The sequence below is a fragment of the Mycobacterium colombiense CECT 3035 genome (assembly GCF_002105755.1).
Lineage (GTDB): Bacteria > Actinomycetota > Actinomycetes > Mycobacteriales > Mycobacteriaceae > Mycobacterium > Mycobacterium colombiense.
Genome location: NZ_CP020821.1, coordinates 2,346,522 through 2,372,219 on the forward strand (window position 1 = coordinate 2,346,522; position 25,698 = coordinate 2,372,219).

Genomic DNA, 25,698 nt, shown 5'->3' on the forward strand with positions numbered 1-25,698 from the left:
TCACGCCCCGTTCTTTTCAAGCTCGATCGTGACCGCGCCGTCGCCCGCCGACCGCACCGATCCCCTAACCCCGGTTGCTAGGCGATCAAACGATGCCGCGCGTTCGCGGACGTTCGAAACGACCAGTTCGCCGTTCTCACTCTCGATAGCCCACTCGCCGGCGTCGACCAGGACTCCCGGTTGCCCGGGGACGCCAAGGCCCAGGGCAGGCCCCACCTTGACGAAAGGGAGAACTTGCGGTGCGACACCGGAGAGCCGGTCCAGGGCATCCGGGCGGGCCCACACAATCTCGACTTCCTGCAACAGCTGATTAATGGGCGGCTGCTCGGTTTCCAAGCCGGTGATGGTGTCGCCGCCAAGACCGAAGATCGCCTTGACGGGCAAGCGTTGCAAGAACATCGACGTGCGGCGGGCGTCGAAGCTCCACACCTCCGCAGGCAGATAGGTGGCACCTATGCGGCGAAGCGCACGCACCACCGGAGTGGTCCACGGGCCCTCCCATTGGCTGATGGTGATCAGCACGAGGTCACCTCGACCGAGACCGGCCGAACGCAGCAGCGACTCCGCCCAGTCCACATCGCGCTCGAATTCGTCCCACCCGATTTCGAAGTCGAAAAAGTTGGGTCCAACCTGACAACTGGCAATGCCGAACAACGGCGGTCGGGGAAGGACGCCGGCGGCGTCGGTCATCGTTGCCCTGCTCATGCCTTCACCACCCTGGAGAACTTCGCCACGCTGGACGCGGTTGCCAGCAGGTCGTCGATAGGACGAAGCTCGACTTCCACAGGTACATTCAGCCCCGCTTCCAGCGCACCCCTCGCCCGCTGTCGCAGCTCCGCAATGTCGCTGGTGCGGTCCGGCGGATAACCGGCTCGCACCTGAAGGCGATCCATGGCGTTGGAGGAGCGGACGATCTGGAAGATTCCGTCTGCCAACTCCGGCACCGATTCCACGTACTGCCAGACTTCCGAGACCATCACCGGCTTGCCTGCCACCATCGTCTCGTCGCCGCTGCGGCCAAGCACCCACATACGGGCGTGCGTGCGACCACTCGGCGCGGGTTCCCTTGTAATTCGGACGATGTCGCCGGAGCGGAACCGGATGTATGGCGCAGCCATGTTGTCGAGGTCCGTGGCGACAAGCTCCCCGATCTCACGGTCACCAACCGGCGTACCGGTGACCGTATCGAGCGTCTCTGCGAGCACCGTGTCCTCCCAGAGGACATACCCGTCGTGCTCGCGCCCTTCCCACGCGGTTCCGGTATCTCCCGCGCTGGTGTACGTGTAGAGGTCCACACCCCACTTTTCGCGAACCTTCTGCGTAAGCACTTTGCCGAGCGGCATCCCCGCAAAGGCCGCACCCTTGAGTGACGAGAGCATCGACCTGATGTCGTAACGCTCTTCAAGTCTTTCGAACTCCAGCACCATGGGCAGGAACATCTGCACGAAAGCAACCTTGTGCCGCTCGATGGCTTTCAGGATCTGCTCACCCTGGCCGACCCAACAGTCGATGTAGACCGGGATCAGGCCCATCATGTGCAGGAAATCGTCGAAGTAGTTGCGAAATGATCCAGACGGTACGAGGACCTTGTCGCCCGGACGAAGCCCGATCTCCCACAGGTTGCGCGCATAGTTGGTCGGCAGCGGCGGAGCCACGGTCCAGATCTCGGGGATCAACTCCGCCATGCCGGTGGTCCCCGACGTCGACGTCATCGAGGACAGCTCGGCAGTATCGACGCAGAGCAACCCTCCGAACGGATCGCCGGTACGAGCGCGGTACGCCTTGATGTCGTCTTTGCTGAACGTAGGAATCTTGCTGGTGAAGTCGTCCAGCGAACGGATGTCATCCGGCTGTACGCCCGCTGCGGACCACAATTCCCGGTAGAAGGCCGACCGCTCCCACAGGTAGGGCACCAGCTGCAGGATTCGCTTCTCCTGCAGCTCCCTGATCTGGTGACGACTCGCCGTTTCGATCTCCGGTTCGAGGAACCGCCGCTCGTAGTCGGCCGTCCCGCTAGGGGGTGCCGCTGTTGCGGTATCCGTTGTCATTCGCTCTCCACGCAGTTGTACCCCGTCAACAATCTTGCACCGCGACCCGCAGGCGCTGTCCGCAAAATAAGTTGAATGATTTTACCACTTGCGGACTGCCAATGGCAGAGCCGGGTCGTGATCAAGTCCCCGCCACGGCGGACACCGGGAACGTGATCGGAAGCCGCTTCACCATCCGGACCGCCACGTTGTCATACACGAGTGAATCCTCTGGCCCGACCGTATAATTCGGAATGCGATCCAGAAGTTCGTCCACAGCAAGCCGCATTTCCAACCTGGCCAAGTGTGAACCCAGGCAACGGTGCGTGCCGCTGGCGAACACCATGTGATCCTTGCGCCCGCGGGCGAAGTCCACGTTCAGCGGATTGTCGTAGAACGTGGGGTCGATATTGGCAGCCGCCCAGCTCGCGTGAATCGTCTCGCCGGCCTTGATGACGAGGCCATCCCCGAGGTCGACGTCGCCGACGACGTAACGAAAGCCGGCGGGGACCGGCGACTCGTACCGCATGATCTCTTCCACAGCAGCCGGGATCAGTGAACGGTCGCCGACGAGTCGATCCCTTTCGGCGGGGTGTTGCCCAAGCCAGGCAAAGGCAAGCGACATGGAAGAGGTCACCGTGTCGAGCCCCGCGAACATCAGTAGAAACAGGATGTTGATCAGCTGCAGATCCGACAACGGCTCACCGTCGACCTCGGATTTGATCAGGCTCGCGATGACGTCATGCTCGGCGTGCGCCGTCTTGCGCTTCGTGGCGAGGAACCCGACGAAGTACTCGTAAATCTTGCCGGCCGCCACCGCCATGTTGGCGTCCATCTCCTCCATCGAGTCGCCAGCGGGATGCAGTACGCCGTCCTTGAACTCGAGAAAGAAGTCCAGGTCCTCGACCGGTGCGCCCACGAGCCGCAGAAAGGTCAAGCACGGCAGCGGCACACAGAAGTCGTTGTAGAGTTCGGCCTCGCCCTTCGGCAAGAAGCCGTCAATCAGCTCCCTGGCCAATTGACGTACCGACTCCTCGAGTAAGGCAACCTTTTTCGGGGAGAACAGCGGATCGAGGAGACGCCGCCATTTTCTATGGTCGTCGCCGTCGATCTCTAACGGGATCAACGGGTTGTCGTTGCCGAAGGTGCCGCCCCGACCGCCAGTGCCCAACACCGCGGGATGACGGTTGACCGCCAGAATGTCGTCATGCCGGTACAACCACAGCACGCCGTCCGGTGCCCGCTCGGCGCGGATGTCTTTCGCCTTGTCGTGGTAGTGGCGTTGTGGATGCGCATCATCCTTGAGCGCTTGCACCCACTCCGAGATGCGCGGATCGTATCGCTCGTCCTTGTCCATCGCCATCAACCTCCGTACTGCCAACCTTACACTGTAACGTGATGTGTACCACGCTGTCGTCGCCCGTAGCAATCGTCACGCTGAAGTCGCTGCAAGCCAAGCCTGAGTTTCGGTCAAGCGCGGCGCCTCGGGCCTTACGGGGCGCAGCGACGCCGCGATTTCCGCTGACGCGTCCCGCCCCCACACCGGCCGGAGGGATGAATCATTTAACTATAAACTGGGCGATGGCGGAAGCCTGCGCGCCTCATTGCACCGGTATCCGGAGGCATCTGGCGCCAGCCATCGGGCTGGCGGCGAAGGTGATCGGCAGCGTGCGGGGCGGATCTCGCAGGTTCGGCGTGAGAACCTCACGCTCTATCAGTAGAGGATCGCCGATCACGGGACTGACCAGTCGGGTTGGCCGTCGGTGGCCTGGCGCATCATGGATTGCTTTGTGACGCTGCGTGATCCGGCCGGCGGGGTGCTGTTGGATGAGTTCAACCACCTGTGGTCTCCTGCGGCTTCGCGGTCGACTATGGCATGACAGTCCGATGCGATTAAAATGCCTGCAATCCGGTCTTGGCTTGGATGCCGTCGCACAGTGACGAATTGACTGTCGCGGAGAAGCCGGCCAGAGGTGCCGGCAGAATCGCGCTTCGGTCAATCTAAAGAAATGACATGTGCTTGAGAAGAAACGGAGATGACATGACGTGAGACAACACGCATCGCCGCAGGCCAGCGGCGCGCGATATGTCACCGCGATTGAGAACCGACACCACTGTCGCCAAAGCCAACTGCGCTCACAGGTATTTCCGCAGATATTGCGTGTAGCTACAGCGAAAAGACTGCATGACCGGGTGCTTCCCGACGATGCCGTCGGCTCCGTGGTACATGCCCGGAACGACGGTTAGCTCGGTGGCGACACCGGACATGGACAGCCGTTGCGCATAGTCGACTGCCTCGTCGTGGAATAGGTCCCGATCGCCGACGCCGATCCATGCCGGGGGCAGTCCCGCAAGCTGCGTTCTGCGCGCCGCTGCCGCGTAGGGCGGTGCATCCGACAGCCTGGGCGACCGGCCCAGGTAAGCCGCCCAGCCAAATAGGTTCTCGCGCGCAGTCCACAGGAATTGTCCGCGGCCGGCAACAGCGTCGCGCAGGGTGGTGCGGTCGTCGAGCATCGGGTAAACCAAGACCTGCGCGCGTAGCGGGACGCCTTCGTCGTAGGAACGTTGGGCGACCGCCGCCGCCAATCCAGCACCCGCGCTCGCTCCCGCGACAGCAATGCGGTCGGGGTCGATGCCCAGCGCACCAGAGCGCTCCCGCATCCAGCACAAAACCGCCATGCAGTCATCCAGCGCGGCCGGGAAGGGATGCTCGGGGGCAAGTCGGTAATCCGGAGCTACCACAACAGCGCCGAGTTCGCGGGCGAGCCGGCCGCTGGCGTTGGCCTCGAACTGGGGGGACCCGGTGACCAGGCCGCCACCATGCAGATAGAGCACGGCAGGCCGGTTAAGCAACGTTGGGGCAGAACCGGACGGCGCCAAGATGAGCGCGCGGACCGGCGTATCGCCGAGGACGATCTGCTTACTAACCGTGACACCCGGGCCCGGCCTGGCGGGGAACCGCATACAAAAGCGGCTAATTGGGAGTGTCCGTGGTCCGGCACCCACTTTGAGGAAAGGCAGCAGCGGATGCCTGAACCCCTGGGGAAGCGCGGCCAGAGCGGGGCGCATCGCCATGTAGCGCCGCGCGGCCAGCACGGCCAGGGTCAGGAACACACATGTCAGCAGTCGTCTCATGGCGAACAGCATCCTGCACTGCGACCGCGGCCGCCTTCGGGAACCCTGGTCAGAAGTCAGCGACCAAGCGCTCGGCCAATTTCTCCGACGATTGGGGATTTTGCCCCGTGTAAACGTTGCGGTCGACCGTGACGAACGGGCGCAGGGGCAAGCGCCCCTTCACATAGTCGACTCCCGCCTCCTTCATCCGGTCCTCCAACAGCCAGGGGGCCTTCTTCGAGAATCGGTTGAGCAATTCCTCGCGATTCGACAGCCCGGTCATGCGGTAACCGGCGAACGGCGATGTGCCGTCGGGGTTGGCGGCGGCGAGAATCGCCGCCGGCGCATGGCAGAGCAGCGCGAGCGGTTTGTTCGCCCGCACCCTCGCAGCGAGCAGTGCGCCGGAGGTCGCGTCGTAGGCCAGGTCTTCCATGGGTCCGTGGCCGCCGGGATAGAAGATGACATCGAAGTCGTCGGGCTCTACGTCGTCCAGGGATCGCGGATGGTTGATTTGATCGCCGATGCCGGCCAGGTAGCGCTCGACCCCGCGTCGCTTCCATGGCATTCCGCCGGCCACTCCGAGGCTGAGTTTGTCCAACGTTGGCGCCTTGCCGCCGGGTGTGGCGACCGTAATGTTCCATCCAGCCCGGGAGAAGATCTGGTGTGGCACTGCGAGCTCTTCGGCCCAATATCCGGATGGATGGACCGTGCCGTCATTCAAGGTCCAGCGGTCTGCCGCCGAGACGACGATCAGGATGTTTGTCATGCGAGGTGCCCCCTTTGGCTCGATATTTCCGGTGAATCCCTACCCTTTGAGGATTCGCCGATCAAGAATCAAACCGCATAGGCCGGCGACCAGAATCGCTTCGAGCATGTTATGCATGCGCACAGGGGTACTCTCGGCCACCCGTCAATAGTCTCAGAAAATCGACGCGTTTGGGTTCCCTGGCGTGTGGGTCACTTTTCCGGGAATCGCAACGGCTCGGCTATCCGGAACCGTCAACGCTATCGACACCCAATAACAACCGGCTATCAGCGCTGCGCTCGATTCTCCGCTGATTTCAACGGCTTTCGGTTCGCGGAGCCGCGATGGAGCAGCCACCAGGCGAGGACAAGGTCGTCAGTTTTGTCGATGTCCAGGCCGGTGAGTTCGGTGAACCGGCTGAGCCGGTAACGAATGGTGTTGCGGTGCACGAACAGCCCGCGGGCGGTTTCTTCGACCTTGCGGTCGTTGGCGAGGTAGGTCGCGATGGTGGTGAGGATCTCCTGGCCGGCGCTGCCCTGCGCGCGCAGTGGGCCCAGATGTTTGGCGTCGAGCATGTCTGCGGTCTCGTCGTCCTGCCGGGCGATGAGCGGCATCGGGCCGAGGTCCGACAAATCCACCACGCCAGTACGCCGGTATTGCTCGGCGATGGTCATCGCTTGCAGGGCGTGGCGGTATGAACGCGCGAGTTCGGTGGGGCGTGCAGCCGGCCCGAGTCCGACAGCGCGGTCGGGGCAGGACAGCCGGGGCCGTTGCGGCAGCAGCGCGACGAATACGCCGTCGATGACCGCGTCGAGTGCGGGCAGCTGCGCGGTCGCACCGCGAGTGCGCAGCCCGGCGGCCAGATCCGAACTGGTGACGGTGTCGTCCCAGCGCATACAGGCGACGTGGTAGGCATGGGTTAGATCGAGCCGGTAATGCGGTGCTTCGGCACTCAGGGCGGCCGGGGCGAGGGCGCCCTCGACGAGCCGGCGAAGGAAGTCGCCGCGGCGGGTGGCCTCGGCTACCGCGCGCTCCTGCTGGACCATGTGCACCGCGGCGGCGTGCGCGGTGGCCCACTGCCATGCCAAATCCTGCAGATTGTTGATCTGCTCGACCGGCACGTCGCTGACGCGTGCTTGCTCACGGATCAACTCGACCAAGCGGCGGGCACCCACCTGGATGCTGTGAGCCACCAGCTCGAGTGGAATTTGCTGTTGGGCCCATACCCGAGCCAAATCACCGATCTCATTCAGGCTGGTACCTGGTGCGGGTTCACCCAGCGACCGGGCTGCCAGCTCCAGCACCGCACGGGTATTACGCCGAATCGAACTCTCGTCGACCTTGTCGTATACGGGGATATTCGCCCGGTACAGGCCGGTCAGGTCGGCCGCGATGTCGTCGAGGTGCGATTCCACTTCCGCTAGCAACGCCGCCTGCGCGGCGGTCTTCACCTGCGGCGGGGCGTCCACGGCACGGGCTTCCCGTGCTGCCGTCGCGGGCAGGGGCGGGCCGTCGTTGTTTGGTGGCACCACTTGACGATCTTATGCGGCCGCACAAATAGCCGGTCAGCATCCCCTCCGCATGCCCATACAACCGGGCGGTCGTCCCGCGGATGCTCGAACGAGCGCTGGTATCGAACGCAGAGCCACCGGCTCGCATCTGGATTGGAGAATGACGTGACCATTTCGCACCACACCACTTTGCGCGCGACTCGCGTGGCTGTCGTCGGTTCAGGGTTCGCCGGGCTGGGAGCGGCGATCGCGCTTGCCGAAGCCGGATGCGCCGTCACCGTCTTCGAGCGTGCGGGCGACGTCGGCGGCGTATGGCGAGACAACGGTTACCCCGGGGCGGCGTGCGACGTGCAAAGTCACGTGTACTCGTTTTCCTTCGCCCCGAATCCAAACTGGGACAACATGTTTGCCCGCCAGAGCGAGATTTACACCTATCTGCAACGGGTCGCCCGCGAGTACGGTGTCATGGAGCGCATCCGGTTGAACTGCCCGGTGAAGGCGGCCCGCTGGGACACGGACGCCTCGCTGTGGCGGCTGACCACGACCGCCGGGGAATTCGAGGCCGAGCATCTGGTCGTCGCCACCGGCGCGCTGGCGGATCCGGTTATCCCGGTCGTGCCGGGAATCGAGCGGTTCGGCGGCGCGGTATTCCATTCGGCGCGCTGGGATCACACGTTCGACCTGCGCGGCAAGCGGATCGCGGTGGTGGGCACCGGCGCGTCGGCGATCCAGTTCGTACCGGCCATCCAGCCGCAGGTTGCCGAATTGACGCTGTTCCAACGCACCGCACCGTGGGTGATGCCGCGCCCCGACCGACCGATCAGCCCCGCAAAACAGCGCATGTACCGGGCCATGCCGTGGACTCAGCGGGCGGCGCGGACGCGGATCTACCTGCAGCGTGAAATGACAGTGCTCGGGTTCCGCAATCCCATGCTGATGAAGCACGCGGAACGTACCTCGCTCAAACACCTGCGTTCGCAGGTCTCCGATCCGCGACTGCGCGAAAAGCTCACGCCCGATTACCGGTTGGGCTGCAAACGCATTCTGCTGTCCAACGATTACTGGGCCAGTCTCGACCAACCCAACGCCGACGTCGTCACCAGTGGGATCCGCGAGGTCACGCCCGACGGCGTCATCGACAACGACGGGGTGTTGCACGAGGTCGACGCAATCATCTTCGGCACCGGCTTCCAGACCTCGCGACTGCCGTTGACCGACCAGATCTACGGACCCGGCGGTGCCACCATGGCTGCGGTTTGGGGCGACAGCCCGCGTGCTTACCTCGGCACCAGCGTTGCCGGATTCCCGAACGTCTATCTGATGCACGGACCCAACATCGGACTGGGCCACAACTCGGTGATCGCGATGTTCGAAGCGCAGATCAAGTACATCGTCGCGGCCGTCCGTCACAGCGCCGACCACCAAATAGCAGAACTGGAACCCAGCGCCGAGGCGCAACAGGAGTTCGTCGACATGGCCGACCGGCTCACCGACGGCAGCGTCTGGACCTCCGGCGGCTGCGACAGCTGGTATCTCGATGCCACCGGTCGCAACAGCAACCTCTGGCCCGGCACCACGGTCAAGTACCGGGTGCTGACCAACCGGTTTCGCCCGCAGGACCACCGGCAGCGCTCGGTTGCGGCTGTTGCCGGCAAGGCAGGTGCACAGTGAGCGGGGTTGTGCTGCTGCACGGGCTCGGCAGCTCACCCAGGGCCTGGGCCCGAGTGCTACCGCTACTCAGCCCGCACGTCGACCGGATTCTGGTGCCGCGCCTCGTGCCGGTGACCACCGTCGAGGATGAGGCCCGTCGTGTCGCTGTCCAGCTCGAGCAGCGGCCGTGCGTGCTGGTTGGCCACTCGATGGGCGGCCTGGTCGCCACCGCCCTCGCCGAACAGTATCCGAACCTGGTCGAACGCCTCATCCTGATCAACACCCCGCCAACCGCGGAGAGTCGCATCAGCGCCCGCGGCGTCTCGGAACGGCTGCTCAGGCTACCGGCGCTCGGCCCCGCACTGTGGCGTGTCATGCCCGATTCATTCGCCGCCAAAGGCCTGGCCAGCGCATTCGCTCCTGGGTTCGCCGTGCCCGAGATCTTCGTACAGGATCTGCGGGCGACGGGATTGAAGACTTTTCTGCGCTCCACCGATGCCATCGACACGTACCTGCGTCACCAGGCGCTGCCCGGACGCCTCACGACACTGGCCTGCCCTACACACGCGCTGTTCGGGCTACGTGACCAACGCGTCGACCCCACCTCCGCCGACGCCTTCCGCGCCGTCCCGCACGCGACCGTGACGACACTGCCCGATGCGGGACACACACCACCGTGGGAGGCACCCTCGGCCGTCGCCACCGCCGTCCTCACACCGGGTGGCTAACAACCCACCCCGGCCGTCAAGCGCCTCGGACGCTCAACCGCGGGGCCGTCGCACCGTCGGAGATCGCTGTCGCCGGTGCATCCGGTTTGTTCGGCAAACCGGGGTCGATGAGCGTGGCCGAGATCGACGAAGTGATAAGGCGGTTCACGACGTCTGCACGAATCGTGGTGGACGCCGGATTCACCGGTGTGCAAATCCACGCTGCGCACGGATATCTGCTCAGCCAGTTCCTATCCCCGCTGACCAACCACCGAACCGATGCGTTCGGCGGAACACCGGAAAGACGGCGGCGACTTCTGGTCGACATCGCGCGCGCCTTGCGAGCCGAACTCGGTCCGCACACCCCGATTGCGGTGAAGCTCAACTCTGCGGACTTCCAGCGCGGCGGTATCACCGAAGACGATTCGACCGAAGTCGTACTGGCGCTCGCCGAAGAGAAGATCGACCTGCTCGAAATCTCTGGCGGCAACTACGAATCAGGCGTTCATGGGCGCCGGGGCCGGTGGTGTCCGCGAGTCGACCCGCGCGCGCGAGGCATACTTCCTCGGCTACGCCAGCCGATTCCGCACGGCTATGGCGGTCGTTGAAAAGACCGGCCGACGAATGCTGGGCATCAAGGCCGATGTGCGCGACCGCGCGGCGCTCGAGGCCGCGGTAGGGCGGGCCGTGACCGAGCTGGGCCGCCTCGATATCGTCTGCGCAAACGCCGGCATCATGGGGCCTGGCGGTCCGACTTGGGAGAAGCCGGGCGACGAGTGGGATGCCGTGATCGCCACCAATTTGACCGGCGTTTTCAACACCGTGGCCGCCGCGGTACCGCCGATGATCGACGCCGGCAGGGGCGGGGCGATCATCTTGACCAGTTCGGGCGCCGGTTTGCGTTATGTGCCCAACCTGGTCGAGTACAACGCGTCGAAGGCCGGCGTGGTAGCAATCGGCAAAACGCTGGCCAATGAGCTTGCCGCACACCGGATCCGGGTCAACGTGATAGCCCCCGGAACGGTCTATACCCCGATGGTCACCGAGAACACGAAGATGTTCGGGCGGTTCCGTCCCGACCTGAGCAATCCCACCCTGGAGGACGCCGAACCCGTGTTCACCATGATGATGCCGCTTGGTAGGCCGTGGGTCGAGCCGACCACGATTTCGGACTCCGTGTTGTTCCTGGCCAGCGATGAAGCGCGGTACATCACCGGCGTGGTTCTGCCAGTGGACCAAGGCGCAACCAACCGACCGTGACAACATTTCCCCCCAGAATCAAAGCTATTGCGCGATAAGGCAATTGTCGAAAAACGCGATCGCCTGCAAGTGGTAGGTCCGCGCTGCGCTGCCCAGGCTGATGTTGTGGCCGCTGTGTGGCTGAACCTTCAGCGCAACCGATTTGGCGTTGACGAATAACGCACCGAGGTGCTCTGGAGAGTTGATCCAGGTTCGGTCGTGCTCGCCCACGGTGATAGTGATGGGTACGGTCACAGCTGCTGCGATGGCGTCGACCCGTGAGGACCACGCGAGCGCCTCATACGGTTCGCGCTGGGGTAACGGCGAGATCCTTAAGGGTGTCGGATCGACCGCATCTTCCCGGCCACGGGTCGAGCGTGTGGCGAGTTCATCGGCGACATAAGTCTTCGGATTTTTCGCCAATACGGCGTCGGCGTACCGCGTTCCGACGCCCGAGACGTCGATGCCCACCAGGCGCATCGGCGGCGGGCGCACCGCCATCTGCAGCGCCACCATGGCACCGAATGAATGCCCGAGCAACATCATCGGCAAGCGTTGAACCGAAACCGCTCCCCTGGCGCAACGCACGCCAAATTGCGCTGGCTTGGCCGGCAAGGGTCGTGTTCTGCTCGGCGATACCAACCGAGGCACCGTAGCCGGGACGATCCAGGGCTAGGACGGAATACCCGAGCAGCTTGCCGAGCAGCAGCAGTGAGTCCTGCTGTCGCAGCGGGTCGTGGAAGTACTCGGCCCGTTGCCCGCCGCCGTGCAGCGCCACGAGTAGCCCTCGTGGTTTGCCCGCGGCAGCGAACAACCCGCTGAGGTGTACGCCGTCCATGCAGGGCAACGACACCCGTTGGACTTCGGGGGCGGGCGGCATAACCGAATGGAAACCCGTTAAACCGACTGTGGGCCGGCGCATCTTGCGTGCAAGGTTCCCTCGTCATACCACTGACTGAGCAGATGTTTGCGCACCTTGCCCGTGCTGGTGCGCGGCAGCGTGGCGGCAACGATCCATTCCGTGGGCCGCTTGTAGCGACTCAGCAGTGGTTCCGCGTATGCCGCAACGTCATCTGGGTCGAGATGACCGCCGGGATGGGGCAGCACCGCGGCGACGACCCGCTCGCCGAGCCGTTTGTCGGGGACGCCGAAAACGGCGGCTTCGGCGACCGACGGGTGTGTGGTAAGCACCTGCTCGACTTCGGCCGGATAGACGTTGCTGCCACCACGGATGATCACCTCGCGGACTCTGCCCCGAAATGTCAGGACGTGCTGGTCGTCCATCGAACACAAATCACCGGTTGCTAACCACCCCGCGTCGTCGACGGCGGCATCAATCGAGCCGTCGCCTCGCAGATAACCCGTCATGACCAACGGGCCCCGCACACACAGTTCGCCCACGGCTCCGGTCGGCAACACCCGGCCTGCGGCGTCGCGGATGTAGTAGTCGCGTCCAGGAAGGCAGTGCCCCAACGATTGGGTACGAACTTGCGTCGGATCCGAGGGAGCGCTGGCCGCCATCGACGGTGCCTCGCTTTGGCCATATCCAACCAGGAAAGTGAGCCCGAGTCGGCGCTCCACCTCCTCAATAAGGCCGGGATCGACCGGAGATGCGCCGCCGGCGACGGTACGGACCGACGCGAAGTCCGACGGTGACACCCCCTCCACGCCCAGCAGATCGATGATCATCGTCGGAACCAAGGCCACCACCGCAGGGCGTATTTCCCGTATCGCCCGCAGGGCGGTCTGAGCGGTGAAGCGTTCGACGACGGTGTAGGTTCCGGCGACCGACAACGTAGTGAGTAGCCCTGTGATGAATCCACCGACGTGGTTCAGCGGGAGCGGGTTCAGCCACGGCTCGCCGGCTTGCAGCCCGATAGCGTCGCGCCACGCCCGCGCCGAGCCCAGCGCCGCACGGTGCGACAAGACTGCCCCCTTTGGCAGGCCAGTCGTGCCAGAGGTGTGTTGCACGAAGAACTCGTCGGTGTCGCTGGCCTGGCCTGGCGTCGGTGGCACCGACGTGGATGTATCGATCCACGCGGCGATGTCGCGCAGGACCGGTCGCGCCGACAATTGATCGGCGACCTTGCACATCCGTCGGTACACGGCGTTATCGCCGACGCGGTCCGCCGCCAGGACCACCCTCGTGTTCGTCTGCGACAGCATGTGGAGCGCTTCGCTATCCGTAACCGACGGACCGATCGGAACCACCGGCATCTGAGCCACCGCACAACCGAACATCGACACGATCCAGTCCACCGAATTCGGCCCCACCAGCGCGACGCGACCGCGGTCCGGATTGAGATCCTGCAACGCAACGCCGGCCGCACACGCCTTCGCGTACAACTCTGCCCACGTCATGCATTCCACACCGCGATCGGTGAGCCAAACCAACGCCCGGTCGCCGCCCGAGTCGCGGGCGACCCTGGCGAGCGCTTGACCGACCGTCTCCCCAGACAGCTGCATCGCTCCGACTGCCTGCACGTATGCCAACCCTGGCTGTTGCGGAGTGGCCAGATCGGGCCTATCTGCAACACCCGCTACAGCTATCAGTTCCGTCATAGATAGATGATTTTACTCATTGACCTGCTTTTGACTCTACCGCAGGCGGGTCAGCGCGAACTCGCGATGACGGCGCCCCAATTAGCGTCTGACCGAAGGGATTCGAGCTTGCGAACATCCTCGGGCATCGAAGGATGGTGGATCACGACTTTTAGCCATGGCCTGTCGATCATCCGCAGTTGCATCAGCTGCGTCGAAAGCAGGCCCAGTCCCGGTAGGCGGAACGCCCGAGTACCACCGGCCGAGCGTACGACTTCATGGCTGGCCCACCAGCGACGGAAGTCTGCGCTGACGCCTGCAAGTTCGTCGGCTAGAGCACCGAAGCGCTCGTCCGACGGATGCGCCGCGGCCTCGGCGCGGAATTGGCCAACCACAACCCGCGCATGTTCCTCCCAATCAACCAGCGAATCTCGGACTTTGGGCACGGTGAACATCGCCCACAGCACGTTGCGGCGTTCAGGCGGCAGGTCCGCGATGTCACAAAACACCGCCGCCAACGCATCGTTCCATGCCAGATAGTCCGACCGGGGCCCGAGGACGTATGCCGGCGCGGGCAGCAACCGCGCAAGTAATTGACGCGTGTATTCGTCGACCGAATCATCGTCGTGTTCATGGGGTCCCAGCGGTAGCCCTGCCAACCTCCGCAGGTGTCGGTGTTCGTCGTCGCCGAGCCGCAAAGCGGCCGCAATGCTGTCAATGACCTCTGCGGTCGCCTGGACATCCTGGCCCTGCTCGAGGCGGGTGTACCAGCTATAACTGACCCGCGACAAGTTCGCAACCTCCTCGCGGCGCAGGCCTCGCACCCGCCGACGTCCGCCGCCGGAGGTGAGACCGACCCCCTCGGGCTGCAATTGGGCTCGCCGCGCTCGAAGGAATGCCGCGAGCTCCCGGCGGCGTTGCTCGGAGTCGGAGATCATGCCCATGACGTTGCCAAACTCTTTTTTTCCTATCACTTTGAGTGGTACCACAAACGCGGTCTTGTTGTTGCGGTCTTGCTAACTGCACACTCGCTGAACCATGACAACTACGGCTGACTCCGTCAAAGCGCTGTCTCAGCGAGGACATTTCCACTATCAGATGCTGCTCGGCGAGCACTCGTCTGATCCGGCTCAGTTTGCCTTGGACCGCAGCTGGTTTGGACTTCCCTGGTCGGCCCTGTACTTATACGGCACTCTGCGCGATGACGATGGCGAGCTCTACACCGTGCTGCGCGCGCCCGAACACAGTGGCGGCGGGCGCAAGCGCTTCTACTTGCAAACTTCGGTCGACGCCACGGACTTGCGCATGCACGGGGCGAGCCGACGCTCGGCACGCAACACGGGATTTGCCAGAACCCACAGTGACGGGGCGACCATCCTTTCGAGTCCGCCCGAGGCCGAGGGCGAGCCGTTCCGGTTCGAGGTCGACGCCACCCGGTCGGCCTGGACAGAATCCGGAGTCATCGAGCTTCAGGGCAAGCTCGTCGAACCTGGACTGCATTGGCATCTCCCACACGGCGAAGAGGGCTACTATTACGTGTCTCAGCTCTACGAGGCCGAGGGCGAGATTCTGGGCCGCCGGGTTCGTGGCTTCTACGGCGCCGACGATATGTATACGCGCGGCCTGGTGTACGAAAACGATCTGTTGATCGGTAAGAAGCTGCATGTCACCTGGTACACCTGGGCGACCCGCTACACCGACGGGACGTTGGACGCCGGCCATTTCATGCTCGGCCACGACGGCATGGGAATGCTCCTGCTATGTGACGAAAACGCACGTGTACGTCGAACGACCGAAGTCGACGGTCGGGTCCATCTTGACGAATCCTCGACCTGGCCGACCCGCATCGAAGTGCACGCTCCGGGTGAGGACTGGGAGTTCCTTCCCGATCCAAAGGGCCGGATGGTCGATTTCATGCCGATGCCGAACCCACAGATCGAGGGTCGGTGGCGACGCGTCGGGGATACCAGGGAACCCGCGCATTGGTTCGCCTATGGCGAGATCGCCCCGTCGCACGGCCTGGCACCACGCCGGGAAGTTCAGATCGGCTGAGATGAGCGACGCCACACAGTACGAACCGCGGCGAGGCAACCTCGAGCGCTGGATCGCCAGCATCATGCCGGACGCGACGTCAATTTCGTTGTCCCCGTTCACCGCAGCCACTTCCGGGTTTTCCAATGCTACGTTGTTCACCGATCTGACGTGGTCTGGAGCCGACGGGGAACATCGCGCCGAGTTGGTCCTGCGGGCCCAGCCACCCGGCGGCGGCCTCTTTCCGGACTATGACCTTCGTCTGCAATACGACGTGATGAAGGTTCTGTCCGAAACCGAAATTCCGGTGCCGAAGGTCGCGTGGTTCATCGATGATCCAGATGTATTGGGAGCGCCGTGTTTTCTGATGCATCGGGTCCGCGGCGAAGTTCCGTCCGGTTTCCGGCCCGGGTTTCACGGTCATGGCCTGTTCTTCGACGCCACAATTGAGCGCCGAAGGGCGATGTGGTTCGCCGCGCTTGATGTGCTGGCGTCGCTGCACATGCTGAACCTTCGCGAATTGAATCTCCCGTCGTCGCTGAAACCTGGCGCAACCGGCCGCGGCTCGATCGTGCGGCTGTTAGACCAGATCGAGGGCCAGTTGAACTGGGCTGAAGCAGATGTGCCGCTCCTTCGAGAAGCGCTCACGGTCTTACGATCTCGGATACCCGACGACGTGATAACCACGCTGTGTTGGGGTGATCCCCGGCCGGGCAACATCATCTACCGCGATGACAAGGTCGCCGCGGCCCTGGATTGGGAACTTGCCCACATCGGCGCGGCCGAAGGCGATCTCGCATATTTCTTACTCGTCGACGAAGTAGTGGCCGAACTCAACGACGTACCGCGTCTTCCCGGGCTGCCGGACGCCGACGAAACCATCGCCTACTACGAGTCGGTCACCTCGAAACTGGTGAAAGACCTTGATTTCCACCGTACTTTGCAGGCGCTCAAGATGGCCGCGATGTTGGTTCTCACCGTGCGCCTCAGTCCACCCGAGCTCAAGTTTCCACCAGATTATTTGACCAACAACGTGCCCACTCGCCGGCTCGCAGAGTTGCTGCGCGCGTACGCGTGACCTTACGGAGGAAGATATGTCAGACGACGTTGTATTGACCGCGGCAGACGAATTTCTGTGCCATCAAACGGTTGCCAGCTTCGAGCAGGTGACCACGACCGACCGCAACTGGACGGAGAAGGGCTACATCGTGGCCTACGACACGACCGGTGAAGTGATGGTCGCAGCGGGGATCGGCAAGTACACCAACCGCGATGTGATGGATGGCTTCGCGGGCGTGGCAACACCGGGGCGGCAGTGGAACGTGCGCGCCTCGCGAGAACTGCGGCCAGACCTTGATCGCACGACGGTCGGGCCGCTCGCCTGGGAAGTGATCAAGCCTCCCAGCCAAAACCGGATTGTCCTGTCCGATAACGAGCTTGACGTCAGCTTCGACGTCACTTTCGAAAGCGATTTTCAGCCGATCGTCGGATCGCCTGGGATACGGCGCAGTCGAGGCATCACAGGCAATCACACAATCCGCTACTTTCAACCCGGCCGCGCGTGGGGCGATGTCACGGTTGAAGGTCGCACCTATCGGCTGGATGCGGCACGCACCTACGCGTACAAAGATCGCTCGTGGGGCGTCAGGACGATGACGGGAATACCCCAGCCGGGCGCCTTTTGGTTCAACGACCCAATCGGCAAGCCAGAGTCCGGGTTGCGCCCGGCGGCCGACCACGGTCAGGGTGTGCTGCACGGCTATCTCAACTTCAACTTCGGCTCTTGGGCATTGTCATCGACGTTCACCCAGGGCCCGGATGGCAGACCGATGGCATCGAGCACGGGCTCCTCGGAAGGATTTGTGGTGTTCGCGGGCGACAAGAAGCCGCGTCTGCGCATCACCAAGTTGGACCTTGACTTCGAGTTCTGGCCGAATTCGCGCCGGGGCAAGTCACTTCAGGCCGGAGTCGAGCTGGAGGATGGAACCACCCGCGAGATCTCCTGCTCCTGGAAGGATCTGGTCTACTACTTCAGGGGCGGAGGCTATTTCGGCTTCCGGGGATGGTGGCAGGGCGGATACCGCGGCGAACTCGACGTCGCGGGCGAGTCTTTGGATCTCAGCGACAAGGCCGTGCGAGACGAGCTGTACGGCTGTGAGGAGATCGCCGTGGAGTGCCGATGCGGGGATGAGATCGGGCACGGCGTGATTGAACCCTGGGCCATCGGGGTTCTGCCGCGATACGGAATCACCGAGGACATGCTGGGATGAACCCTTGGTTGGCACCGTTAGCCGCCGACGTCAACGAACTAGCCAACGCGGTACGCGCGTCTCAGGCGCCCGTCGACGTGACCGAGAAGGCTCGCATGCTCATCCAGCAGGCGAGGGGTCTGTTGGATGAACATGCGTGGCCGGGCCCCTACGCCGTCGAGCAACTTGCCCCGCCCGGCGACGGGATGCTGGTTTGGGATCCCGAGGACCTCCGCAAGACCATCCCCTACAGCCCATTCCTGGGCGATCTCAACCCGGCCTCGGCACGCGCGAACGTCTGGGCGGATGGTGATGCTGTACGAGGGGTCGTCACCACGTCAGCGATCCACGCCGGGCCCATCGGAACGGTACACGGTGGCGTCGTCGCGGCACTGTTCGACGAGTTGACCAGTCTTGCGATCATGGCCGCGGGGCGCGTCGGTTATACCCAAAGCTTGACCGTGAATTACCGTCGCCCAACACCACTGGGCGCCGAGCTCCAACTGTGGGCGCAGACCGCAGGACAGACCGGCAGAGTGTTTCTCACCTCCGCGGAGATATCGCACGGGGGCCAGGTCACCGCGTCGGCGGTCGCTGTTCACAAGGCGGCGGGTAACCGCGACCAGTCCGTGTACCCGGCCGACAGCTAGGGTCCGGACGTACGCTGCGAGCCAGTCGCGGTAGCTCCCGCCCCGTCAGGGGAAGCAATCTGCGGCCAGATTCGCAATGTTGATTATCCGGTTCAAACCCCGCCGCGACTGCTCGTAACCCGTTGTCGGGTACCCGTTGGTGAGAAACGCGAACGAGAGCCCCGTCGCGGGGTCGGCGAAGCCGATCTGGCAGGGAGCGCCGCCGTGCCCGAAGGTCTGCGGGCCGGTGGCTGTCGGAAGGAAGGCCCGTGCCGTTCCGTCGTCGCCGGAGACAACCACGAAGAGTGCGACATTGCCCGGGACACTCGGCGTTCCGCCGCGCTCCCCGGTGACCGGCAGTGTTACCCGAACACGCAGGGCGTCTCGGACAACCTCTCGACGCCACAACGGCGAACGCAGCAGGGCCTGATACCAGGACGCCAGGTCGGACGCGGTACCAACGACGGAGTGGCTGGGCTCCCCCGCGGCCAGGATCTCAGGGCGCGCCAAATACCAGGGCCCCCAAGGGTTTACCTCAGCCTCCTGTCCGTCCGTCCGCACGAAAGGGGCGACGTTGTGTTGTTGCTCCACCGACGGCCCGATCTCGATACTGTCCAACCCCAGTGGTGCGGTGAGGACTTCTCGAAGATACTCCGAGATTGGCCGGCCGGTTAGCCGCTCGCACAGCTCACCGATGATCCACGCGGCCGAGGTTAGGTGGAACTGCAGCTGGGTCCCGGGCGGATAGGTGAGCCGCCACTTGCTGAAGGCGCGTAGTCGTTCGGACCGGTCCAGCATCTGCGGATAGCCGAGGGGCGCCAAGGGAAATCCGCCTACGTGGGTGACCACCTGCTCCACAGTGACCGCTTCTTTACCGTTGGTGGCGAATTCAGGAATGTAGGACGCGACTGTGCGATCGATGTCCAGCAACCCATCGGAAATCAGTTTCCATAGCACGCCGGCCACGACGGTTCGGCCTGCCGACTGCAAGACATACCGCGTGGACGGCGTCCCCGCGCCGAATGTTTCCGATACGTATTCCACACCGCCTGCGTTGAGGGCCACTTGCGCCGACGGCAGCGCGCCGGAGTCGACTTCCAGCCTGCAGCGCTCGAGCAGGAGCCGAAGCCTACGCGGGTCGGGCTCCTTCGCGACTGTGGTCGACACATCTCTCCTCGTCGTTAGGGAACCGGAAGAGGGCCCTTGCACTACCCGCTACTATATATCTAAATATTTGCTCTATATCTGTTTGGTTCTGCGAGAAAGGGACCGGTCTTCATGTCGGACGTCGACGGCGGGATGTACGGGCTTGCACCCGAAATACGAATCACAGCCGAGGGCCATGTCAGGATTTTGACGCTCAATCGCCCAGCCGATCTCAACGGCGCCAACCGGCAAATGCATCAAGCCCTTGCCCGCGTATGGCGCCACTTCGATGACGACGCGGACGCGCGCGCCGTGGTCCTTACCGGTAGCGGACAGGCATTTAGCGCCGGCGGCGATTTCGGCTACATGCAGGAAAATATCGACGATGAAGAGATGCGCGCGCAGACCATGGAGGAAGGACGCGCCATCATCAGAGGAATGGTGGGATGTCGCCTCCCCATCATCGCTGCGGTCAATGGACCGGCGGTCGGGTTGGGGTGCAGCCTGGCCGTGCTCTCAGACATCGTGCTGATGTCCGAGGGCAGCTTTTTGGCCGATCCGCACCTTCGAATGGGTTTGGTTCCCGGCGACGGCGGCATGGTCTGGCCTGCGCTGACCGGCCTGTCTCGCGCCAAAGAGTATCTGTTCCTGGGGTCGCGGATTCCGGCCGCCGACGCCGTCACAATGGGCCTGGCAAGCAGGGTCGTCGCGCCGGAGAACTTGATGAATGAGGCGTTGTCTCTTGCCCAGAAGCTCACGACGGTGCCGGCTGCCGCACTACAAGCGACCAAGCGAGCGCTGAACGCCTACCTGGACTGCCAGCTAACCAACTCCTTTGAGGTTGCGCTTCGCGGCGAACTGGCCAGCATGCACTCCGACGAGCACCGTGCGGCTGTAGCGGCGGCGCGCACGAAGGCGTCCTCCAATTCGTAGTGGCATTCCACTGCGGTGTATTGAAGAGCTACCGCTGGATCGCCTCAAAGCGGCGCATCCGAAGCTGCGAAACCGGTTTCCAGACGGAATCTCCGGGCGACGCCGCTAGGTGGCGTGGTCGGACTGTCGGTCCTCTCGCGTCGGTGCGTCCAGCACGTATGCCACCGCCGCGTCGAAGTCAAGCCCGGCACCTTCTTCGCGCGCAGCAGAATAGTCCTGCGCTCCAAGCGTTTCCAGCGTCCGCTGTACGCATTCTTCATGAAAGACGGCGAGATCAGGCAACACAGCGGGAGAGGCTCCTACGCCATGCATCAATGCCTCCGCGGCTCCCATCAGCACCGCGGCGCGACGGGGATCGTTTTTGGCGCCCGCGATCCAGCCCATCGCCTCCAGGCAAGCCGCAGCGTTGCGTGGATCGTCGATCTGGTGTGCCAACCCAAGACATTGCCGCAGCAGCCCCTCTGCACGGTCCGGTTTACCGTGCCGCCACCATCCAACCCCCAGGGACCACAACAGGATCGAGCGGAACACCACCTCGCCGGCCGCTTGGGAAACTGCCAGCGCCTTCTCCTGCCAGACAAGGGCGCGCCCGGTATCACCCTGGAATTGGAGGCGCCAGCCCTGCAAGATCATCGCCGAGACACGGATAAGAGGATCCTCGGCGCTCGCCAATACCTCTGCGATGCAGGTAGATACGCGACTGTAGTCATTGGCGAGCAGCGCTGAGAATGCTTGGGCGACCTTGGCGAGGCCGCGCGCCACGGGATCCGTAATCTGATCGGCCAGCACCTGCGCTTCGGCCGCGCGCGCCATCACAGCCGACACGTCCCCCTGCCCCCCGGCGAGCACAGCGGCCGCGTACAAGGCCGTGATCCGATCCTTCGATGAGTCCGGCGGTGTCGCGTCCAAGGCGCGATCCAGCCAACGGCGTGTCTCGGTGAGGGCCCCGCGCGCGACGCCGTACCAGTACAGTCGGGCCGCGAGCTCCACCGCTAACTCGGGTGCGTCTGACAGCGCGAATTCGAGCGCTTCGCGCAGGTTGTACACCTCCGATTCGAGACGTTTGACCCAACTCAACTGCCTCGGACCGAACCAGTCCGCCGCGGCGCGGTCCGCCAACTGCCGATACCAGTCCAGGTGTCGTCTGCGGAGGTCGTTCAAGTCCGTGGAGCTCTCGATTTTCGCGCGGCCATATTCCCGGAGCGTGTCGATCAAACGGAACCGAATGACGCCATTGCGTTCTGTCCGAACCACTATGGACTTGTCCACGAGTGAGGTGAGGAGGTTGTCCAACTCTTGCGCGAGGAGGCCGTCGGCGCAGACATATTCGGCCGCTTCGAGTTCGAAGCTTCCAGCGAAAACCGACAGTCGCCACCACAGCTGCTGTTCGGCCGGAGTGCATAGGTCATAACTCCACCCGATGCTCCAACTCAGCGTCTGCTGACGGGCCGGGGCAACGCGATTACCCTGCGTTAACAACGCGTACCTGTGGTCCAACCGCTGCAGTAGCTGCTCGGGCGACATGGCGCGTAATCGCGCCGCCGCCAGTTCGATTGCCAACGGCAGGCCATCCAGGCGCGAGCAAATCTGGGCGATGGTGTCCTCGTTTTTCGGCGTGACATGGAAGTCCGGCACCGCCGCGGCAGCACGATCGGCAAACAGCTGCACTGCATGACTGGTCAACCGGGACAAAGGAAAGAGGGCTTCCCCTCCGATGCCGAGACGCTCCCGACTGGTTGCGAGAACATGCAGCCTCGGGCAAGTCCGCAGCAGCGAGTCAACAAGCTTCGCCGCGGCATCGATCACCTGTTCACAGTTGTCAACGACGAGCAGTAGCTGCCGGCCAAACAGGAAATCCTCCAACACCTCGCGGGACGGCCGCGCGGCTTCCCCGCGCAAGCCGAGGGCTGTGGAGACCGCGTCGACAAGCATCGCCCCGTCGCGAAGCTCGCCGAGCTCCACGAGCCGTACCCCGTCGGCGAAGTCATTTGCCGACTCAGCCGCTGCGCGCAGAGCGAGTCGTGTTTTGCCGATCCCACCGATTCCGGTCAAGGTTACGAGCCGCGCCGCCTTAAGCAGCTGCGTCACTTCGGCCAACGCCTCATGCCGTCCGACGAAGCTGTTGACTTCCACTGGAAGACCGCCACGTTCCCTGCGGGGTGGGACCGCCGATCCCGTGGCCCGGGCGGGCCGATCCCCCCGGTGGCTGGGACGAAGCGCCATTTCGTCGACGGGAAGCCCGTGCATCGCCTGCACTTGTTGCAGAGATTCACCGAGCTCGAGCGCTGATGGCCGGTTGCGAGGCTCTCGCGCCATCGCCATATCGACCACCGCGGCAACGTCGTCGGGAATGCCGTTGTCCCGCAGGTCGGGGGCGGATTCCGTAGCGATGCGCAGAAATTGCGCTACCACCTGCTCACCGCTGCGCCGTTCGAACGCGGCATGTCCGGTAAGGGCCGCAAATAGTGTGGCGCCCAGTCCATACACGTCGGATGCTTGGGTTGGCGGGTGGCCACTGAGTGTCTCGGGTGCGGTGAAGGCCGGAGATCCGGTGAATATGCCGGTCGCCGTCTCGAATCCGCCGGTGATATGGGCGATGCCAAAGTCGCTGAGTGCCGGCTCACCGTAATCGGTGTAGAGAATGTTCGTCGGCTTGACATCGCGGTGCAAGATGCCCGCACGATGCGCAGTTTCCAGCGCGCCCGCCATCTTGACGCCCATACGCAGCGCATCATCGATCGGGAGTCGGCCGCGCTGGTGTAGGCGCTGCCCGAGCGAGCCCTCGCGATGAAATTGCATGACAAGGTACGGAAGGCGGCCCTCGGTTTGTCCGACCTGCAAGACGCCGACGATATTGGGATGCCCGGTAAGCAAGCCCATCGCCCGTTGCTCGCGCAGGAACCGCTGCCTGTCTTCGTCATGTTCAGCGGTGAGGACCTTCACCGCGACAACACGATCAAGGCCGACCTGCCGGCATCGGAATACAATCCCAAAACCGCCGCGCCCGACCTCGACGGCATCAGTAAACCCCGCCGCCTCCAATTCCGACACGACGATCAGGCCCGCGTCACGCTGGGTGGTGTACGGATCGTCATCCGCCATCGACTACCTGCGATTCAGCTCGTGGTGCGCTTCCAGCCTACTCCGCAACGAATCGACCGCTCCGCCATTCGGGCTCAGAGCGATGCTTTGCTCACTGGTCGGGCTTCGTTACCGCGCGCAGGATGAGCGTGTCGGTGACCTGCCGCACGAACTCGCCATCGACGCTCTGTCCGCTGATGACGCGTAGTAAACCCATTGCCGTCATCACATCGGCGACCAATGACCAGTCGCGGGTGGCAGAGATTTCGCCGCGCTCGGCTGCTTTTGCCAGCACGGCCGACAACACGCGTCTTCCTTTGAAGAGGATCAGATCATTGAGCGCGGTGGCGACTTCGGCATCGTGCGCCGCCTCCAAGGCGACTCGCAGCACAAGGTCATTGGTGATCAAGGAGTTGTCGTTGCGCTCGGCACGTTCGACGAGGGCGTGGAGGTCACCGGCCAGACTGCCGGTGTTTGGGGCGTTGTCGCTGAGCAGTTCGGGCCGCCAGTAGACAAGAGCATCGGTTAGCAGCGCGGCTTTCGATGACCAGCGCCGATAGATGGCGGCCTTTCCCAAGCCTGGCTGTCGATTATCAAAGTATTCGTGGACAGCTTGGCAGGTCCTCGGGTGAATTTTCACGTTCCAACTGATCGAGGGATTGGTACGGTGTGCGCGTCCTCGGCGGACGCATCTCGCTTGATCCAATAGGTGTTGATCGGCCACCAGGACCAGTGACCGAGAAGAGCTGCGATCGGGGGCAAAGAGACCGCCGGCATGAATCTATTCTTGGAGCCGGACGCCAGGAGTACGGAACCCCGAGTTCTGTGCCGCGCCTGGGGGCAGGTGAGCAAATCAGTTGAATCGTCTAGCTGAACGTCCACGTCGGAGGACTGGGATCGCGCAGAACAACCCCCGAGCGAGGGCGTTGCGGACAGCCTCGCGCGTCGGATCGATGACGCGAGCGATCCTCATCCCGTCCGAACCGCCGGGTTGTCGAATGGATATCCTGCCGGCCTCAATGTCTCCAGGCGCGTTCGTCGGAAATCGGCTTTGTTCCTTCTGGAATCGAATCACCGCCGTTAGTGTGGGGATATCGGTTAGCTGGCCTTCATCACGCACACGGAGGTTGACGCCCTGTTTTCTCGCTCCCGAGTGACGACGGTCGAACCGCCCTGGTTCACCGCCGCCCTGTGTCACCAGCCGGACCACTGCGACGTGGAAGTCGATGGTTGCCGCATACATTTGCGCGTCTGGGGAGCCGAAGGGAAGCCACCCATCGTCCTCATTCACGGGGGCGGAGCGCACTCGGGTTGGTGGGACCACATTGGTCCATTCTTTTCCCGAACCCACCGCGTGATTGCACCGGATTTGTCAGGGCACGGCGATAGCGGCACCCGGAGCGCATATCACCTGCATACCTGGGCGAGAGAAGTGATGGAGGTTTCCGCGACACCCGGGGCTTCAGCAGCGAGACCGATCATAGTCGGGCACAGTTTGGGCGGCTGGGTGGCAGCCGAGGCAGCCATGCACTACGGCGACCGGATCAGCAGCATGGTGGTGATCGATTCGCCGTTGCGTGACCGTGCGCCCGAGGAAGCGAGGTTACGCGACCGCAAACACACCCGATATGCGACGAAAGATGAGATCCTGGCACGCTTTACGTCAGTGCCGCCACAGGATGTGGTACTCCCCTTCATCAGACGACACATAGCAACGGAGTCGATACGAAGAATCGGCAAAGAGTGGACCTGGAAGTTCGATCCCGCGATCTTCGGCGACCAGTTATTGGACCCACGACCAGCGGACCAAGAGTCGCTGGAAACCATGATGGCCGAAATGCGCTGTCGTCTAGGTTATTTGCGTTGTGAATCCGGGCTGGTGCCCCCAGCCATGGCCGAGCGAATCCGCTCGATCCTCCAACTCCGGGGCCCTTTCGTAGAATTGGCCGAGGCTGGCCATCATCCCATGCTGGACCAACCGCTCCCACTCGTAGCGACATTGCGCACGCTGTTCGAGTTCTGGTCGATCACCTAAAGCAGGATCTTCGACCAACAGCGACGGTGGACAATCGGAGCATCTGCGCTACGGCTTGAA

General features: G+C 63.5%; 22 protein-coding genes. 10 read left to right on the forward strand and 12 right to left on the reverse strand.

Annotated elements, in window-relative coordinates; all coding sequences use genetic code 11:
* From B9D87_RS10745 to B9D87_RS10770, 6 genes are all read right to left on the reverse strand, one after another.
* Positions 1–690 (reverse strand): hypothetical protein, encoded by a 690-nt coding sequence (locus B9D87_RS10745; RefSeq protein ID WP_007769922.1) that lies wholly within the window; start codon positions 688–690, stop codon positions 1–3.
* Positions 691–701: 11 nt separating this feature from the next.
* Positions 702–2,048, reverse strand: coding sequence for a phenylacetate--CoA ligase family protein (locus B9D87_RS10750; protein ID WP_007769921.1), 1,347 nt, complete (start codon positions 2,046–2,048; stop codon positions 702–704).
* A 121-nt stretch (positions 2,049–2,169) separates the two neighbouring features.
* Positions 2,170–3,390 carry a cytochrome P450 gene (locus B9D87_RS10755; protein WP_238553393.1) on the reverse strand — a complete coding sequence of 407 codons (1,221 nt, stop codon included), beginning with the start codon at positions 3,388–3,390 and terminating at the stop codon, positions 2,170–2,172.
* Positions 3,391–4,163: 773 nt separating this feature from the next.
* Complete coding sequence (locus B9D87_RS10760; protein WP_007769919.1) at positions 4,164–5,174, reverse strand: alpha/beta hydrolase; 1,011 nt, start codon at positions 5,172–5,174, stop codon at positions 4,164–4,166.
* Between the two features lie 37 nt (positions 5,175–5,211).
* Positions 5,212–5,907, reverse strand: a complete 696-nt coding sequence (locus B9D87_RS10765) for a type 1 glutamine amidotransferase domain-containing protein (protein ID WP_007769918.1) — start codon at positions 5,905–5,907, stop codon at positions 5,212–5,214.
* A gap of 266 nt (positions 5,908–6,173) precedes the next feature.
* Positions 6,174–7,418, reverse strand: coding sequence for a PucR family transcriptional regulator (locus B9D87_RS10770; protein WP_040629668.1), 1,245 nt, complete (start codon positions 7,416–7,418; stop codon positions 6,174–6,176).
* On the opposite strand from B9D87_RS10770, the gene B9D87_RS10775 reads away from it, so the two are divergent.
* From B9D87_RS10775 to B9D87_RS10790, 4 genes are all read left to right on the forward strand, one after another.
* On the forward strand, positions 7,419–9,068 hold the full coding sequence (locus B9D87_RS10775) for a flavin-containing monooxygenase (protein WP_254425562.1): 1,650 nt from the start codon (positions 7,419–7,421) through the stop codon (positions 9,066–9,068).
* Positions 9,065–9,775: an alpha/beta fold hydrolase gene (locus B9D87_RS10780; RefSeq protein ID WP_007769915.1), complete on the forward strand. Its 711-nt coding sequence runs from the start codon at positions 9,065–9,067 to the stop codon at positions 9,773–9,775. Before B9D87_RS10775 ends, B9D87_RS10780 begins: the two co-directional genes overlap by 4 nt.
* A gap of 107 nt (positions 9,776–9,882) precedes the next feature.
* Positions 9,883–10,362, forward strand: coding sequence for an oxidoreductase (locus B9D87_RS10785; protein WP_167669434.1), 480 nt, complete (start codon positions 9,883–9,885; stop codon positions 10,360–10,362).
* Complete coding sequence (locus B9D87_RS10790; RefSeq protein WP_040629981.1) at positions 10,349–11,014, forward strand: SDR family oxidoreductase; 666 nt, start codon at positions 10,349–10,351, stop codon at positions 11,012–11,014. The genes B9D87_RS10785 and B9D87_RS10790 overlap by 14 nt, the downstream gene beginning before the upstream one ends.
* Positions 11,015–11,038: 24 nt before the next feature.
* Here the strand turns inward: B9D87_RS10790 and B9D87_RS10795 are convergent, their stop codons facing one another.
* The 3 genes from B9D87_RS10795 to B9D87_RS10805 form a co-directional block, all read right to left on the reverse strand.
* Positions 11,039–11,509, reverse strand: a complete 471-nt coding sequence (locus B9D87_RS10795) for an alpha/beta hydrolase family protein (protein ID WP_148664697.1) — start codon at positions 11,507–11,509, stop codon at positions 11,039–11,041.
* 381 nt (positions 11,510–11,890) lie between these two features.
* Positions 11,891–13,477, reverse strand: a complete 1,587-nt coding sequence (locus B9D87_RS10800; RefSeq protein WP_238553392.1) for a class I adenylate-forming enzyme family protein — start codon at positions 13,475–13,477, stop codon at positions 11,891–11,893.
* 128 nt (positions 13,478–13,605) lie between these two features.
* On the reverse strand, positions 13,606–14,472 hold the full coding sequence (locus tag B9D87_RS10805) for a helix-turn-helix transcriptional regulator (RefSeq protein ID WP_157373210.1): 867 nt from the start codon (positions 14,470–14,472) through the stop codon (positions 13,606–13,608).
* A gap of 100 nt (positions 14,473–14,572) precedes the next feature.
* Between B9D87_RS10805 and B9D87_RS27025 the strand changes: the two genes are divergently transcribed.
* From B9D87_RS27025 to B9D87_RS10825, 4 genes are read left to right on the forward strand one after another with little or no spacing between them, the layout of a single operon-like run.
* Entirely contained in the window at positions 14,573–15,586 is a 1,014-nt protein-coding gene (locus B9D87_RS27025) for a hypothetical protein (RefSeq protein WP_052002431.1), read from the forward strand.
* A 1-nt stretch (position 15,587) separates the two neighbouring features.
* Complete coding sequence (locus tag B9D87_RS10815; protein ID WP_007769908.1) at positions 15,588–16,643, forward strand: phosphotransferase family protein; 1,056 nt, start codon at positions 15,588–15,590, stop codon at positions 16,641–16,643.
* A 16-nt stretch (positions 16,644–16,659) separates the two neighbouring features.
* On the forward strand, positions 16,660–17,835 hold the full coding sequence (locus B9D87_RS10820) for an Rv3169 family protein (RefSeq protein ID WP_007769907.1): 1,176 nt from the start codon (positions 16,660–16,662) through the stop codon (positions 17,833–17,835).
* Entirely contained in the window at positions 17,832–18,464 is a 633-nt protein-coding gene (locus B9D87_RS10825) for a PaaI family thioesterase (RefSeq protein WP_007769906.1), read from the forward strand. The genes B9D87_RS10820 and B9D87_RS10825 overlap by 4 nt, the downstream gene beginning before the upstream one ends.
* Before the next feature lie 45 nt (positions 18,465–18,509).
* On the opposite strand, the gene B9D87_RS10830 is transcribed toward B9D87_RS10825, so the two are convergent.
* Complete coding sequence (locus tag B9D87_RS10830; RefSeq protein WP_238553391.1) at positions 18,510–19,508, reverse strand: serine hydrolase domain-containing protein; 999 nt, start codon at positions 19,506–19,508, stop codon at positions 18,510–18,512.
* A 213-nt stretch (positions 19,509–19,721) separates the two neighbouring features.
* On the opposite strand from B9D87_RS10830, the gene B9D87_RS10835 reads away from it, so the two are divergent.
* Positions 19,722–20,522 carry an enoyl-CoA hydratase/isomerase family protein gene (locus B9D87_RS10835; protein ID WP_007769904.1) on the forward strand — a complete coding sequence of 267 codons (801 nt, stop codon included), beginning with the start codon at positions 19,722–19,724 and terminating at the stop codon, positions 20,520–20,522.
* Positions 20,523–20,627: 105 nt separating this feature from the next.
* Here the strand turns inward: B9D87_RS10835 and B9D87_RS10840 are convergent, their stop codons facing one another.
* The gene (locus B9D87_RS10840; protein ID WP_007769903.1) at positions 20,628–23,624 is read right to left on the reverse strand and encodes a protein kinase domain-containing protein; all 2,997 of its coding nucleotides are present in this window, start codon (positions 23,622–23,624) and stop codon (positions 20,628–20,630) included.
* Between the two features lie 91 nt (positions 23,625–23,715).
* The gene (locus B9D87_RS10845) at positions 23,716–24,243 is read right to left on the reverse strand and encodes a TetR-like C-terminal domain-containing protein (protein ID WP_238553390.1); all 528 of its coding nucleotides are present in this window, start codon (positions 24,241–24,243) and stop codon (positions 23,716–23,718) included.
* Between the two features lie 495 nt (positions 24,244–24,738).
* Here B9D87_RS10845 and B9D87_RS10850 point away from each other — a divergent pair, with 495 nt between their 5' ends.
* Positions 24,739–25,638: an alpha/beta fold hydrolase gene (locus B9D87_RS10850; protein ID WP_040629666.1), complete on the forward strand. Its 900-nt coding sequence runs from the start codon at positions 24,739–24,741 to the stop codon at positions 25,636–25,638.
* Positions 25,639–25,698 lie beyond the last annotated feature (60 nt).